The 13,479-nt window shown below is 66.6% G+C and carries 10 protein-coding genes; 4 read left to right on the top strand and 6 right to left on the bottom strand.

Going from position 1 to position 13,479, the window contains the following annotated elements; translation table 11 throughout:
* Nucleotides 1-33: 33 nt before the first annotated feature.
* Nucleotides 34-1,695, bottom strand: a complete 1,662-nt coding sequence (ettA, locus tag AO057_RS07490; protein WP_057675038.1) for an energy-dependent translational throttle protein EttA — start codon at nucleotides 1,693-1,695, stop codon at nucleotides 34-36.
* A 55-nt stretch (nucleotides 1,696-1,750) separates the two neighbouring features.
* On the bottom strand, nucleotides 1,751-4,036 hold the full coding sequence (locus tag AO057_RS07485) for a DUF1631 family protein (RefSeq protein WP_057675037.1): 2,286 nt from the start codon (nucleotides 4,034-4,036) through the stop codon (nucleotides 1,751-1,753).
* 351 nt (nucleotides 4,037-4,387) lie between these two features.
* Here AO057_RS07485 and AO057_RS07480 point away from each other — a divergent pair, with 351 nt between their 5' ends.
* Nucleotides 4,388-6,064 (top strand): DEAD/DEAH box helicase, encoded by a 1,677-nt coding sequence (locus AO057_RS07480; RefSeq protein ID WP_057677208.1) that lies wholly within the window; start codon nucleotides 4,388-4,390, stop codon nucleotides 6,062-6,064.
* 58 nt (nucleotides 6,065-6,122) lie between these two features.
* Here the strand turns inward: AO057_RS07480 and AO057_RS07475 are convergent, their stop codons facing one another.
* Entirely contained in the window at nucleotides 6,123-6,506 is a 384-nt protein-coding gene (locus AO057_RS07475) for a cupin domain-containing protein (protein WP_057675036.1), read from the bottom strand.
* A gap of 105 nt (nucleotides 6,507-6,611) precedes the next feature.
* Between AO057_RS07475 and gloA the strand changes: the two genes are divergently transcribed.
* The 3 genes from gloA (at nucleotide 6,612) to AO057_RS07460 (ending at nucleotide 9,748) form a co-directional block, all read left to right on the top strand.
* Nucleotides 6,612-6,998, top strand: coding sequence for a lactoylglutathione lyase (gene gloA / locus AO057_RS07470; protein WP_082605450.1), 387 nt, complete (start codon nucleotides 6,612-6,614; stop codon nucleotides 6,996-6,998).
* Between the two features lie 186 nt (nucleotides 6,999-7,184).
* Complete coding sequence (locus AO057_RS07465; protein ID WP_082605634.1) at nucleotides 7,185-9,143, top strand: putative bifunctional diguanylate cyclase/phosphodiesterase; 1,959 nt, start codon at nucleotides 7,185-7,187, stop codon at nucleotides 9,141-9,143.
* Nucleotides 9,144-9,187: 44 nt separating this feature from the next.
* Nucleotides 9,188-9,748 carry a gamma-glutamylcyclotransferase gene (locus AO057_RS07460; RefSeq protein ID WP_057675033.1) on the top strand — a complete coding sequence of 187 codons (561 nt, stop codon included), beginning with the start codon at nucleotides 9,188-9,190 and terminating at the stop codon, nucleotides 9,746-9,748.
* Between the two features lie 16 nt (nucleotides 9,749-9,764).
* Here AO057_RS07460 and AO057_RS07455 read toward each other — a convergent pair whose 3' ends face one another.
* The 3 genes from AO057_RS07455 to AO057_RS07445 are packed head-to-tail and all read right to left on the bottom strand — an operon-like array spanning nucleotide 9,765 to nucleotide 13,413.
* Nucleotides 9,765-10,766: an XdhC family protein gene (locus tag AO057_RS07455; RefSeq protein ID WP_057675032.1), complete on the bottom strand. Its 1,002-nt coding sequence runs from the start codon at nucleotides 10,764-10,766 to the stop codon at nucleotides 9,765-9,767.
* A gap of 29 nt (nucleotides 10,767-10,795) precedes the next feature.
* Nucleotides 10,796-12,934 carry a xanthine dehydrogenase family protein molybdopterin-binding subunit gene (locus AO057_RS07450; protein ID WP_057675031.1) on the bottom strand — a complete coding sequence of 713 codons (2,139 nt, stop codon included), beginning with the start codon at nucleotides 12,932-12,934 and terminating at the stop codon, nucleotides 10,796-10,798.
* 11 nt (nucleotides 12,935-12,945) lie between these two features.
* Nucleotides 12,946-13,413, bottom strand: a complete 468-nt coding sequence (locus tag AO057_RS07445) for a (2Fe-2S)-binding protein (RefSeq protein ID WP_057675030.1) — start codon at nucleotides 13,411-13,413, stop codon at nucleotides 12,946-12,948.
* Between the last annotated feature and the right edge of the window lie 66 nt (nucleotides 13,414-13,479).

The raw sequence follows: 13,479 nt of genomic DNA, 5'->3' as shown, positions 1-13,479 counted from the left end.
TTCCTGCCAGATGGACGATGCCCGCTTTGTACCCTATTTGAGGGCCTTGAAGCGCACGCGATGCGGTTTGGCGCCTTCTTCACCCAGACGTTTCTTCTTGTCGGCTTCGTACTCCTGGTAGTTGCCGTCGAAGAAGGTCCACTGGCTGTCGCCTTCGGCCGCCAGGATGTGGGTGGCGATGCGGTCCAGGAACCAGCGGTCGTGGCTGATGACCAGGATCGAGCCGGCGAATTCCAGCAGCGCGTCTTCCAGCGCGCGCAGGGTTTCCACGTCCAGGTCGTTGGAGGGTTCGTCCAGCATCAGCACGTTGCCACCGGCGATCAGGGTCTTGGCCAGGTGCAGGCGCCCGCGCTCGCCACCCGACAGCGTGCCCACGCGTTTCTGCTGGTCGCCGCCGTTGAAGTTGAAGCGTCCGCAATAGGCGCGGCTGGCCATCTGGAACTTGCCCACGTTCAGGATGTCCAGGCCACCCGAGACGTCTTCCCACACGGTTTTTTCGTTGGACAGTTCGTCCCGGTGCTGGTCGACAAAAGCCATCTTCACGGTCGAGCCAATTTTGACCTCACCGCTGTCCGGCTTTTCCTTGCCGGCAATCAGCTTGAACAAGGTCGACTTACCGGCACCGTTGGGGCCGATGATGCCGACAATGGCGCCGGCCGGCACCTTGAAGCTGAGGTTGTCGATCAGCACGCGATCGCCAAAGGACTTGGTCACGTTGACGAACTCGATGACTTCATTGCCCAGGCGATCGGCCACCGGGATGAAGATTTCATTGGTCTCGTTGCGCTTCTGGTATTCAAAATCGGACAGCTCCTCGAAGCGGGCCAGACGGGCCTTGCTCTTGGCCTGGCGCGCCTTCGGGTTCTGGCGCGACCATTCCAGCTCTTTCTTCAGCGCCTTGGCGCGGGACTCTTCGCCCTTCTGCTCCTGCTCCAGGCGGGCCTGCTTCTGCTGCAGCCATTCGCTGTAGTTGCCCTTGTAGGGGATGCCCGAGCCCCGGTCCATTTCCAGGATCCATTCGGCCGCGTTGTCCAGGAAGTAGCGGTCGTGGGTGATGGCCACCACGGTGCCGGAGTAACGCTGCAGGAACTGCTCCAGCCAGTCCACCGATTCGGCGTCCAGGTGGTTGGTGGGTTCGTCCAGCAGCAGCATGTCGGGCTTGGAGAGCAGCAGGCGGCACAGGGCCACACGGCGCTTTTCGCCACCGGAGAGCTGGCCGATGACGGCGTCCCAGGGCGGCAGGCGCAGTGCGTCGGCGGCAATCTCCAACTGGTGCTCACCGCCATCGCCGGCGGTGGCGATGATGGCTTCGAGCTTGGCCTGCTCGGCCGCCAGGGCGTCGAAATCGGCGTTCTCGTCGGCATAGGCCGCGTACACCTCTTCCAGGCGCGCCTGCGCGGCCTTGGATTCGCCCATGCCGCCTTCGACGGCCTGGCGCACGGTTTCATTGGGGTCGAGCTGCGGTTCCTGCGGCAGGTAACCGATCTTCAGGCCAGCCATGGGGATGGCTTCGCCCTCGAACTCCTTGTCGACGCCGGCCATGATCTTGAGCAGCGTGGACTTGCCCGAGCCGTTGAGACCGAGCACGCCGATCTTGGCACCGGGGAAGAAGGACAGGGAGATGTCCTTGAGGATGTAACGCTTCGGCGGCACGATCTTGCCGAGGCGGTTCATGGAAAAGACGTATTGGGCCATGGACGGTGGATTCTGCGGGGGTAAAACCCGCATTATCCCCGCCTGCCGGGCTCCTTCAGGTTTTGGACTGGTTGCGGGCGTTGAGCAGGGCCGTCTGGGCCACGGCGTCCAGCGCGTTGTCCACCATGTGGCGCTCGGACACGATGCGCATCAGGCCGCGCGTGCGCAGCTGCTCCATGGTGCGACGCGACATGGAGTGGGCCAGCCCCTTGCCCGAGATGAACATGAAGAGGGTGCCGTGCGGGCTGGCCCAGGTCAGCTGGGCGCGCACCCACTCGCCCTTGAGCTGCAACTCGACCCAGCAGCCGATGGCCAGATCGGCTGCGTTCCAGGCGCCGGACACCGGTGCGCCGGCCGGCGCCGCATCCGGCATGACATCGCCCTCGGGCAGGTAACCGGCCTCGTCGGCCTCGTGGCCAGCCATCCAGATCTGGTCGGCATCGGCCGCCTCGATCACGCCGAAACCGGTACTTTCCTCCCCGGTCTCCTGGGAAAACTCCTGGGGCAGCTCGTCGGGAAATCCGTCCAGCTCGGTCACTTCCAGGCCTTCGACCGGACCGCCCAGCTCCTCGGGCAGCACCATGGGCCGGGCCGCTTGGGCCGGCGTGGGCGTCGGGGCCGGCAGGACCTTGGGCGGCTCGAAGGCTTTCTCGTGCAGGGCGATCAGCTGGTCCAGGAAACGCGGGATGCGCTCCGGCGGGTATTCGATGAGCAGCAAGCCATGGCGCAGCTTGACCAGCAGATTGGGCACCAGCTGCACCAGGCGGTCCCGGTTGCGTCGCGCCAGCTTGACCTGCACGCTCCAGATCAGGTCATCCACCAGGTCCAGGTAGCCCTGGGCGTCGGTCGTGCCGTCGGCGTTGCGCAGCTGCGATTCGGCCACCACCTGGGCCCAGGGGCCGCACAGGAAGGCCGCCACGAAATCCGGGACCTTCTTCTCGCGCAGGCGTTCCTGAAAGTCTGCCGAAAGCCGCTGGGCCAGCATGTTGCGCTGCTCGGCGTGCATCAGGGCACGCGCCGCATCTTCCTGTTTGGCCCGCAGCGCCAGGTCCACTCGCGACCACTGGGCATCCAGCATGGTCAGCGCCCGGGCAAAGGACTCGGGTTCACCGTCGCTGCCCAGCAGTTCGAGCACCGACGATGACACCATCTTGAGAAAGCGCTGGAAACGCTCGTCGTTCTCGGTCTTGTAACCCAGGCTCTGGTGCGTGATGCGGTCCAGGAACTGGCGCGCCGGGTGCTTGCGCTCGCTAAAAAAGCGCGGGTCAGCCTGGGCCAGGCGCAACAGCAGAGGCTCCAGCTCCTTGACCTGGGCCCGCACCGGTGGCAACAGGCGCTGATCCTTGCCCAGGTTCTCCAGCATGAGACGCACCACCTCCTCGCCCAGTTGCTGGCCCAGCTCACGATTCATGTTCTTGCCAGGTCCCTTGGCCGCGGCCTTGGCCTCCGTGAGGGCGCGTTCACTCAGGCGCTTGATCATGGGCTCGACCATGCGCAGGTCTTCCAGCGCCACCATGGAGGCCGGCACCGTGTGCAGGAAATCCGTTCTCCGGTTGGCCCCGCCGCTGAGATCGATCTCTGCAGTCAACAGGCGACGCAGCTTGTCCAGCGTCAGCATGGTGCGGGTGACCGGGTGCTCGACCGGCGTGCCGCCCGGCGCCGGCGCGGCGGAGGTCAGCAGCGGCACCACCGGCTCGATCCCTTGCGAACGCAGCCAGTCGCCCAGTTCCTTGTAGAGCGTGCGCAGGCTGTGGCCCAGGATGCCGGCGGCCGGGGTGATCAGCGCGGTGCGCGCCTGCTCGCTGGGCACGTGCTGCAGCAGGGTCTCGCGCAGGGCACGCGCAAAGGTCTCGGGGCGCAGGGGGTTGAGGTGGGCCTGCACCGACATCCAGCCCATCAGGCTGCTGATCAGGGCATTGAGCGGCGGCATCACCTCGTCCACCGCCATCTGGATCTCCTGCTGCGCCATGGCGAACTCGATGTTGGCGTCGAGCTGGCCCTCGTCGAGCAGCTGGATGTCCTCGAAGCGCACCAGCGCCTCCGGGTCGCTGGCATGGCTGCCGCTGCGGTAGATCGCCAGGCGCAGCTGCACGCCGAAGGTGGCGCGCACGGCCTCGGCCTGGCGGCGCAATTCCTCGACGATGGGCAGGCTCAGGCCGCGCTCGTTGACCTTGGAGACCTTGCCGCCCACCTGCTGCATGGCCAGGTCCAGGCCCTTGATCACGTCGTCGATCAGCGGGCCGGACTGCTCCAGCACCGCCTCGATGCAATCGTGCAGGGACGGCTTCTCGAGGGTCGGATCATCCGACACGCCCAGGCGCCGCATGCGAAACTTTTTCATGGATTCAATTGATCATTGCCCGGGCTCGGGTCCGGTGCTTGTTACATTTTCCACCGAGGACATGACAGCGCCCACGCCCTGACAACATTTTGTTACGGGTATGACAAAAATGGCGAGAAGGAACAATTTCCGTCAAATAACGTCGCTTGGCAAGCGCCATCCGCCGAAGCATGCGACAATGATGTCCGTTGCCGTTCAGTTGCGCGCAACATCAGCACACTGCTGGGGGCTTTGTCACCGCGTCCCGCGGACCGACGGTCCCACCCTTGAACCCTATCTGCCTTTGACTGGCCAGGTACCCCAGGTACCTGTACTGGCCGATATCCCAGCGCCCGGATGGGCGCCATCTACATGAACTTTGAAGATCTGAAATTGGCTCCGGCCATCCTGAAGGCTGTGCGCGAGCAGGGCTATGAGACCCCCACGGCCATCCAGGCCCAGGCGATTCCGCTGGTGCTCGAGGGCCACGACCTGCTTGGCGGCGCCCAGACCGGCACCGGCAAGACCGCCGCCTTCACCCTGCCCCTGCTGCACCGCCTCACCATGAGCCGCAGCGCGCAGAACAAATGGGGCGGCACCGGCATCCGCGCCCTGGTGCTCACCCCCACGCGCGAGCTGGCCGCCCAGGTCGAGGAATCGGTCCAGACCTACGGCAAGTACCTGCAACTGACCTCCACCGTCGTCTTCGGCGGTGTCGGCATGAACCCGCAGATCAGCCGCCTGAAAAAGGGCGTCGACATCCTGGTGGCCACCCCGGGCCGCCTGCTCGACCTGCAGCAGCAGGGTTTCCTGGACCTGTCCACCGTGCAGACCCTGGTGCTGGACGAAGCCGACCGCATGCTGGACATGGGCTTCATCCACGACGTGAAGAAGGTGCTGGCCCTGGTGCCCAAGGACAAGCAGAGCCTGCTGTTCTCGGCCACCTTCAGCGACGAGATCCGCGAGCTGGCCAACGGCCTGCTCAAGAACCCGCAGAGCGTGCAGGTCACGCCGCGCAACACCACGGTGCAGCGCATCACCCAGGTCATCCACCCGGTGGGCCGCGGCAAGAAGAAAGCCCTGCTGGCCCACATCATCCAGGAGCACAACTGGAGCCAGGTGCTGGTGTTCGTGCGCACCAAGTTCGGCGCCAACAACGTGGCCGAATACCTGGAAAAGAACGGCATCACCGCCATGGCCCTGCACGGCAACAAGAGCCAGGGTGCCCGCACCCAGGCGCTGGCCGGCTTCAAGAGCGGCGACGTCCGCGCCCTGGTGGCCACCGACATCGCCGCGCGCGGCATCGACATCGACGAGCTGCCGCACGTGGTGAACTACGAGATCCCCAACGTCAGCGAAGACTATGTGCACCGCATCGGCCGTACCGGCCGTGCCGGCTCTGATGGCGCCGCCATCAACCTGGTCTGTCTGGACGAAGAAGGCTTCATGGCCGACATCGAGCGCTTCACCAAGCAGAAGATTGAAGTGCGGGTCGTCGAGGGTTTTGCCCCCGAGCCGGGCGAGCGCGCCGAACCCATCGCCATGGGCCGCCAGACCATCTGGGGCGGCGCCGGCAAGCCGCCGAGCCGCGAAGTCATGGCCGCTGCGGCCAAGGCTGCGCGTACGGAAATGCTGCAGCGCGTGCGTGACAACAAGGCCGGCCAGGGGGACCGCAGCAGGAGCGGCGGCCAGGGTCAGGGCCAGCGCGCCGGTGGTGGTCAGAGTCAGCCGCGCGGCCAGGCCAAACCCCAGGGCCAACGTGCCCAGGGTCAGGGCCAAGGTCAAGGCGGTCAGGGCCGCAACAACGAGCCGCGCCGTGGCAACAACGGCCCTCGGGGTCAGGGCCAGGGCGGCGGCAACGGCGGCCAGCCCGATCCGCTGCGCACCGGTACCGATGCCCTGAGCCAGGGCGGTCGCCGCCGTGGTGGTGGCGGCGGCGGTGGTGGTGGACGCGGCCGTTCTGGCGGTGGCCAGGGCGGTGGTGGTGGCGACAGGGTCCCCGGTGGCGTCGATCCGCTGCGCACCAACTACGGCCGCATCAGCCATTGAGCAGGCGTGTCCCGTCCCTGACAAAGGCCTGCCTCGTGCAGGCCTTTTTTCTTGGGCCTCAGCCGCGCACGAACAGGGTGATCAGCGGGTCCGGGCCGACCTGGCGGCTCCAGTGGCCGTGCACGGCCGGATCGAAGAGGGCGCCTTCGGGCAGCAGATCGGCCGAGTAGAAGTGCTGCCCCGGGCCGAACACACGCGACACCCCGCCCTGCAAACCGATTTCCATCTGTCCCTGCAGGATGAAACACCACTGCGGCGCCCCGGTGCAGTGAAAGCTGCTGCGGAAACCCACCGGGCTGTGGCGCAGCTGATAACCGCCCGAGGCAAACACCTCGGACAGCATGGATTGCGGCGTGCCTTGTGCCAGTGGCAGCTGCTCCTCGCGGAAACGGGCGCGGCCGTCGGTGTCGGTATAGAGGATGACTTGGGTGAAAGTGGCCATGAAGATTCCCGCTGAGGTGTCCAGCCGCTGATTATTCCCCAGCGGCACAGCTGGATCGGGGAAGCGGTATGCTCAAAGCCGTTTCAACCCCGCTACACCACTGCCATGAGATTCCTGCACACCATGCTGCGCGTTGGCGACATGCAGCGCTCCATCGACTTCTACACCCGTGTCATGGGCATGCAACTGCTGCGCACCACCGACCGTCCCGAGCAGAAGTACACACTGGCCTTCGTCGGCTACGCCAGCAACCCCGATCAGGCCGAGCTCGAGCTGACCTACAACTACGGCGTCGACACCTACGACATGGGCGGGGCCTACGGCCACGTCGCTTTGGGCGTGGAGGATATCTACGCCACCTGCGAGCATATCCGTGCCAAGGGCGGCAACATCACGCGCGAACCTGGCCCGGTCCAGGGCGGCAACACGCTGATCGCCTTCATCACCGATCCCGACGGCTACAAGATCGAGTTGATCCAGCGCGACGCCTGAGGCTGGCGCTGCCGGGTGCGCAAGGCGTGACTTTTCCGGGACAAGTCACGAAACATCCGGCCTGGCGTCAGCCCGCCAGTACCGACACACGCTAGGATGCAGTCATGCGGGCCGGTCGGTCCGCATCGACGTGAACCATCCCCAACGAGGTCCCGCACCTTGAGAATGTTTGCGAAGCTGCGAGGCATGCTCTCCTCCACGTCGGCGGAGCCTGAAGTTCTGCACGACTGGCGAGCCCGCATCCTCTCGACCATCCTGATGTTCATCGCCGTGCTGGGAGCCCTGACGGCCGTGCCCAGCGTCTGGCTGGCCTTGCGCCACGAGCTGTGGGCCATTGCCTGGATCGACATCGCGGCCCTGGCCTGGGTACTGGTCCTGTGGCGCCGCAAGAGCCTGCCCTACCGCTTCCGCGCCTCGAACCTGCTGGCCCTGATCTACCTGATGGGTGTCTGGTTCCTGGTGCACATCGGACCGGTCAGCCAGATCTACCTGATGGCCTTCCCCGTCATGGCCGCACTGTTGCTGGGCCTGCGTCCGGCCCTGCTGGCGCTCGGGATCAACGCCCTCACGCTGATGACCGTGGGTTACCTGGCCAACACCGATCTGCACGTACCCGGCTTCGAGGCCAGGCCCTTCGTCGAATGGATCGTGATCACGATCAACTTCATCTTCATCAACGCCATCATCACCATTTCCTGCGCCGTGCTGCTGCAGCAGCTCGAACGCTCGCTCGAGCACCAGCTGGTCATCTCGCGCTCGCTGGCACAAGGCCAGGAGGACCTGAAGCGCGTCAACGAGGAGTTGCAGCGCACCGCCTCCGCACTCAACCGCCTGGCCTATTTCGACGAACTCACCGGCCTGCCCAACCGCCGCATGCTGATGGACCGCCTGGGCCAGGCCCTGGCCATCGCCCGGCGCAGCCCGATGAGCGGCATCCTGCTCTACCTGGACCTGGACCGTTTCAAGAACATCAACGATGCGCGCGGTCACGCCGCCGGCGATGCCCTGCTGCTGGCCGTGGCGCAGCGCCTGGGCGGCCTGATGCGCGAAGAGGACACCGTGGCGCGCCTGGGCGGCGACGAGTTCGTGATCCTCTCGACCCGCCCGGCGCAGGAACACGACAGCGATGCGCGCGCCGCCAGGGTCGTGGCGAGCAAGGTGCGCGAAGCCTTCGAGCAGCCCTTCATCCTCGACGGCCAGCCCTACAGCGCCAGCGCCAGCATCGGCGTGGTCGTGCTGGGGCCTGCCACACAGGGCACCGAGGACCTGCTGCGCAACGCCGACACCGCCATGTACCGCGCCAAGGCCGCGGGCCGCAACCGCATCGCCTTCTTCGAAGCGGCCATGCAGAAGGAAGTCGAAGAGCAGCTGGCACTGGAGAGCGAGCTGGCGCGCTCGATCGACCAGGAGCAGCTGGCGCTGCACCTGCAGTCCCAGGTGAACGCGACCGGCACGGTGGTCGGGGTGGAGGTGCTGCTGCGCTGGACGCACCCGCTGCACGGCGCGGTAGCGCCATCGCGTTTCATCCCCATCGCCGAAGAGAGTAGCCTGATCCTGCGCCTGGGCAACTGGGTGCTGGAACAGGCCTGCCACACCCAGCGACAGTTGCTGGCCGCAGGACACGCCATCCCGGTCTCGCTCAACGTCAGCCCGCGCCAGTTCCACCAGGCTGATTTTGTCGAACAGGTCCTGGCCGTGCTCGATCGCAGCGGCGCCCGGGCCGACCTGCTGGTCTTCGAGGTCACCGAAGGCCTGCTGCTGGAGAATCTGGAGCACACCATCCCGCGCATGAACGCGCTGGCCGCGCGCGGCATCCGCTTCTCGATCGACGACTTCGGCACCGGCTATTCCAGCCTCGCCTACCTCAAGCGCCTGCCGCTGCACGAACTCAAGATCGACCGCAGCTTCATCCAGGACACGCCGCATGACCCGGGCGATACCGCCATCGTTGCGATGATCCTCTCCATGGCCCAACACCTGGGCCTCAAGGTGGTGGCCGAGGGTGTGGAGACGCGCGCGCAGGCCGACTTCCTGGCAGCCCACGGCTGCCACGCCATGCAAGGTTTTCTCTACTCGCATCCGCAACCCCTGGACGCGTGGCTGCGTGTCACCCATCGCAGTTCGAGCCTCTTCGGCCCCTTGTGAACCCGACCTTCAAGCTCCCCCCGCCACTGCGTGATCCGGCCCCCATGCTGGCCGCGACGCTGACGCAATGGGGCGGCCACGGCGATCTCTGGATCTTCGGCTACGCCTCGCTCATCTGGCGGCCCGACTTCGATTTCGAGGAACGGCGGCCGGCCCATGTGCGCGGCTGGCACCGTGCGCTGAAGATGTGGAGCCGGGTGAACCGCGGCACGCCGGAGCAGCCCGGCCTGGTCTTCGGCCTGCTCACGGGCGGCAGTTGTCATGGTGTGGTGTTCCGGGTGCACCGGCAGCAGGCCCCGGCCGTGCTGGCCACCCTGTGGGAACGCGAGATGCCCACCGGCGTCTACGACCCGCGCTGGCTGCGCTGCGAAACGCCACACGGCCCGGTCTCGGCCCTGGCTTTCACGCTGTCACGCCGCAGCCCCAACTACACCGGGGCACTGAGCCCGGAGCAGTACCGCCAGATCTTCGCGCAGGCCTGCGGTCGTTACGGCAGCACGCATGACTATGCGCACCAGACCTATGTGAGCCTGCAGGCCCACGGCATCCACGACCGGGCGCTGGAACAACTGCTGGCGCACGCCCCCGCCCGCCTGGGCCGCTGAGCCCTGGGCAAGACTCTCAGGCCGTGATGCAGCCCGGCGCGTTGGCCACGCGCCGGCTGGCCGCGTTCTTGACCTGCACGATCTCCGCCAGCACGGAGACGGCGATCTCGGCTGGCGTGCGCGCGCCGATGTCCAGGCCCACCGGGCCGTGCAGGCGGGCCAGCTCTTCGGCGCTGAGGTCGAAGTGCTCGGCCAGGCGCTGCTTGCGCGCGTCCTGGTTGCGGCGCGAACCCAGCGCACCCACATAAAAGGCGGCGGACTTCAGCGCCTCCAGCAGCGCCATGTCGTCGAGCTTGGGATCGTGCGTGAGCGCCACGATGGCGGTGTGCGCATCGGGCAGCATCTCGCGCACCACGTCATCGGGCATGCCCGGCACCCGCTGCACGCCAGCCAGGCCCAGCGTGGCCGCGTATTCCTCACGCGGGTCGCAGACCAGCACCTCGAAATCGAGCAGGCTGGCCATGCTGGCCACCGCCTGCGAGAGCTGGCCGGCGCCGATCAGCAGCAGGCGCCACTTGGGGCCGAAAACCGTGGTCAGACGCTGGTCGTCGAAGCTCATGGACTGGCCCCGCACCGCATCGGCCAGCGTCACCTGGCCCGTGGCCAGGTCCAGCGTGCGCGCCACCAGACGGTGTTCGGCCGTGCGCGCCAGCAGCTGCTCGACCCAGCCCGCATCCTGCAAGGGCTCCTGCACCAGGCGCAGGGTGCCGCCACAGGGCAGACCGAAACGCGCCGCCTCTTCCTTGTTGACGCCGTAGACGATGAGCGCGGGTCTGGCCGCCGCCGGATCCTGCCGGCCTTCGGCCAGGGCCGCCTTGGCGCGCGCGATCAGGTCGTCCTCGACACAACCACCCGAAACCGAGCCGCTGACCACGCCGTCCTCGCGCACGGCCAGCAGCGCCCCGGGCGGGCGCGGCGCGCTGCCCCAGGTCTGCACCACCGTGACCAGCGAGACGGCGCGGCCGGAACGCTTCCAGGCCAGTGCATCGGCCAGCACACGCAGATCAAGACTTTCCATCTTCTTGCTCCTCCTCGGTTTCCACGCCCTCAGGCCGCGCGGATCGCCTCTGGGCTCAAAGGCAGCTTGCGCACGCGCTTGCCGGTCGCGGCCGCCACGGCGTTCGCAATGGCCGGCACCACCAGGGCGGTGGCCGGTTCACCGATGCCTCCGGGCTTTTCCTTGCTCGGAACCAGCACGATATCAATCTTCGGCGACTCGTGCATGCGCACCACCGGATAGTTGTTGTAGTTGGTCTGCTGCACGCGGCCCTGGGCCAGGGTGATCTCCTGCATCAGCGCGGCCGACATGCCGAACACGATGCTGGACTGGATCTGCGCCTCCACCGTATCCGGGTTCACCATGCGGCCCAGGTCGGCCGCCACGGTGACGCGGTGCACCTTGACTTCGCCGTTCTTGACCGAGACCTCGGCCACCTGCGCCATATAGGTGTCGTAGCCCTCCATCAGGGCGATGCCGCGCGCACGCCCCTTGGGCAGCGGCTTGCCCCAGCCGGACTTCTCGGCCGCCAGCTTGAGCACGCGGGCAAAACGCGGCTTGTCTTTCAGCAGCGCCATGCGGTACCGGTAAGGGTCCTTGCCGGCGGAGGCGGCCAGCTCGTCCATGAAGCTCTCGTTGGCGAAGGCGTTCATGTTGTGACTCACCGCGCGCCAGTAACCCACGCGCATGCCGCTGTCGTGGATGACCAGGTCGTGCTGCGTGTTGGCGATGGCATAGGGTCCCACGGCGGCCTCGGCCATGAAAGGGTCCAGCGTCTCCTTGGGCAGGCCGAAGGCGCGCTGCGTGATGGACTGCGAGGTGACCTTGTGCGACAGGGCCACCGGCATGCCCTTGGCGTCCAGGCCGGCCTGCAACTGGTTCAGGCCCAGGGGACGGTAGTAGTCGTGTGTCATGTCGTCTTCGCGCGTCCACAGCAGCTTGACGGGCTTGCCCACGGCCTTGGAGATCTGCGCGGCCTGGATCACGAAGTCCAGCTCCAGGCGGCGGCCGAAGCCCCCGCCGAGGAAGGTGGTCTTGAGCGTGACGTCTTCGGGCTTCAGCCCCAGCGCACCGGCCACGGCGCCATGCGCGCCCTGCTGGAACTGGGTCGGGCCGATCAGCAGGATCTTGCCGTTCTCGAAGCTGGCCGTGAAGTTCATGGGCTCCAGCGGCGCATGGGCCTGCATGGGCGTGATGTACTCGGCCTTGAGCACCCTGGCCGCACCCTTCATGGCATCGGCCACATTGCCCATGGGCTTGCCTATGGGCAGCACCTTGCCGCTGTCGGCCGCGGCGCGTGTGCTGGCCAGCACCTTGTTGTGGTCCAGCGCGGCCCCGGCCCCTTCGTCCCACTGAACGCTCAGGGCCTGGCGCGCCTTGACCGCATGCCAGTAGCTGTCGGCCACCACGGCCACGCCGTCGCTGATCTGCACCACGTCGATCACACCCGGCATGCCCTTGGCTTTGGAGGCATCGAAGCTCCTGACCGTGCCGCCGATCACCGGGCACTGCTCCAGGCTGGCGTAGACCATGCCCGGCAGCTTGACGTCGATGCCGAACTCGGCCGTGCCGTTGACCTTGGACGGTGTGTCCAGGCGCTTGACACGCTTGCCCACGATCTTGAAGTCCTTCGGGTCCTTGAGCGCCACCTTCTCGGGCACCGGCAGCCTGGCGGCCGCCGCGGCGAGCGAGCCATAACTGGCCTTCTTGCCCTTGGGGCCCAGCACCATGCCGCGCTCGGCCCTGAGCTTGCTCCGGTCCACCTTCCACTCGTCGGCCGCAGCGGAGATCAGCATCTCGCGCACCTGGGCACCGCCCACGCGCAGCTTCTCCCAGCCGTCACGCACCGAGGTCGAGCCGCCGGTGATCTGCGCACCCAGCAAGGCGTTGACGTAGACGGCGGCCGGCGGCGCGATGTCAACCTTGATCTGGTGGATGTCGACGTTGAGCTCTTCGGCAATCAGCATGGGCATGGAGGTGTAGACCCCCTGGCCCATTTCGGAACGCGCCGAGATCAGCGTGATGGTGTTGTCGTCGGCAATGTGCACCCAGGCATTGGGCGTGTAGACGGTGCCGGCGGCCTGGGCCTCGACCTTGGCGCCCGGCAGGGCAAAACCCATCAGCAGGCCGCCAGCGGCCAGCGAAGAGGTCTTCAGGAAATCACGACGGGAAGTCTGGTTCGTGGTCATGGTGTGTCTCCTCAGACGGTCTTGCGCATGGTGGCAGCCGCATCCTTGATGGCGGCCTTGATGCGGGGGTAGGCGCCGCAGCGGCAGATGTTGCCGCTCATGGCGGCATCGATGTCCGCATCGCTGGGGTTCTTGTTCTTGGTCAGCAGGGCGGCCGCGCTCATAAGCTGGCCGGACTGGCAGTAGCCGCACTGCGGCACATCGTGCTTGATCCAGGCCTTCTGCAGCGGATGGCTGTTGTTCTTCGAGAGGCTTTCCACCGTGGCCACCCGCTTGCCGGCCACCGATGCCACCGGCGTCTGGCAGGAACGCACCGGCTGGCCATTGACGTGCACGGTGCAGGCGCCGCACAGGGCCGCGCCGCAGCCGAACTTGGTGCCGCTCAGGCCCAGTTCATCGCGGATCACCCACAGCAGGGGGGTATCGGGCTCGGACCGGGCGGTGACCGCCTTGCCGTTGACGTTCATCGTGGTACTCATCGCGAGGCTCCTCTATATAAGCCGGACATGAAACATGCCGACCGTGTTGGAATGACAGCGTTTCAG

Source organism: Curvibacter sp. PAE-UM, assembly GCF_001432305.1.
GTDB lineage: Bacteria > Pseudomonadota > Gammaproteobacteria > Burkholderiales > Burkholderiaceae_C > Hylemonella.
Note: the sequence above shows the minus strand (reverse complement) of the source record. Positions and strands in the feature narration are given on the sequence as shown.

Excerpts from the sequence above, each read along its gene's own strand:
- ettA (WP_057675038.1), bottom strand. The coding sequence starts at position 1,695 with ATGGCCCAATACGTCTTTTCCATGAACCGCCTCGGCAAGATCGTGCCG.
- AO057_RS07485 (WP_057675037.1), bottom strand. The coding sequence starts at position 4,036 with ATGAAAAAGTTTCGCATGCGGCGCCTGGGCGTGTCGGATGATCCGACC.
- AO057_RS07480 (WP_057677208.1), top strand. The coding sequence starts at position 4,388 with ATGAACTTTGAAGATCTGAAATTGGCTCCGGCCATCCTGAAGGCTGTG.
- AO057_RS07475 (WP_057675036.1), bottom strand. The coding sequence starts at position 6,506 with ATGGCCACTTTCACCCAAGTCATCCTCTATACCGACACCGACGGCCGC.
- gloA (WP_082605450.1), top strand. The coding sequence starts at position 6,612 with ATGAGATTCCTGCACACCATGCTGCGCGTTGGCGACATGCAGCGCTCC.
- AO057_RS07465 (WP_082605634.1), top strand. The coding sequence starts at position 7,185 with ATGCTCTCCTCCACGTCGGCGGAGCCTGAAGTTCTGCACGACTGGCGA.
- AO057_RS07460 (WP_057675033.1), top strand. The coding sequence starts at position 9,188 with ATGCTGGCCGCGACGCTGACGCAATGGGGCGGCCACGGCGATCTCTGG.
- AO057_RS07455 (WP_057675032.1), bottom strand. The coding sequence starts at position 10,766 with ATGGAAAGTCTTGATCTGCGTGTGCTGGCCGATGCACTGGCCTGGAAG.
- AO057_RS07450 (WP_057675031.1), bottom strand. The coding sequence starts at position 12,934 with ATGACCACGAACCAGACTTCCCGTCGTGATTTCCTGAAGACCTCTTCG.
- AO057_RS07445 (WP_057675030.1), bottom strand. The coding sequence starts at position 13,413 with ATGAGTACCACGATGAACGTCAACGGCAAGGCGGTCACCGCCCGGTCC.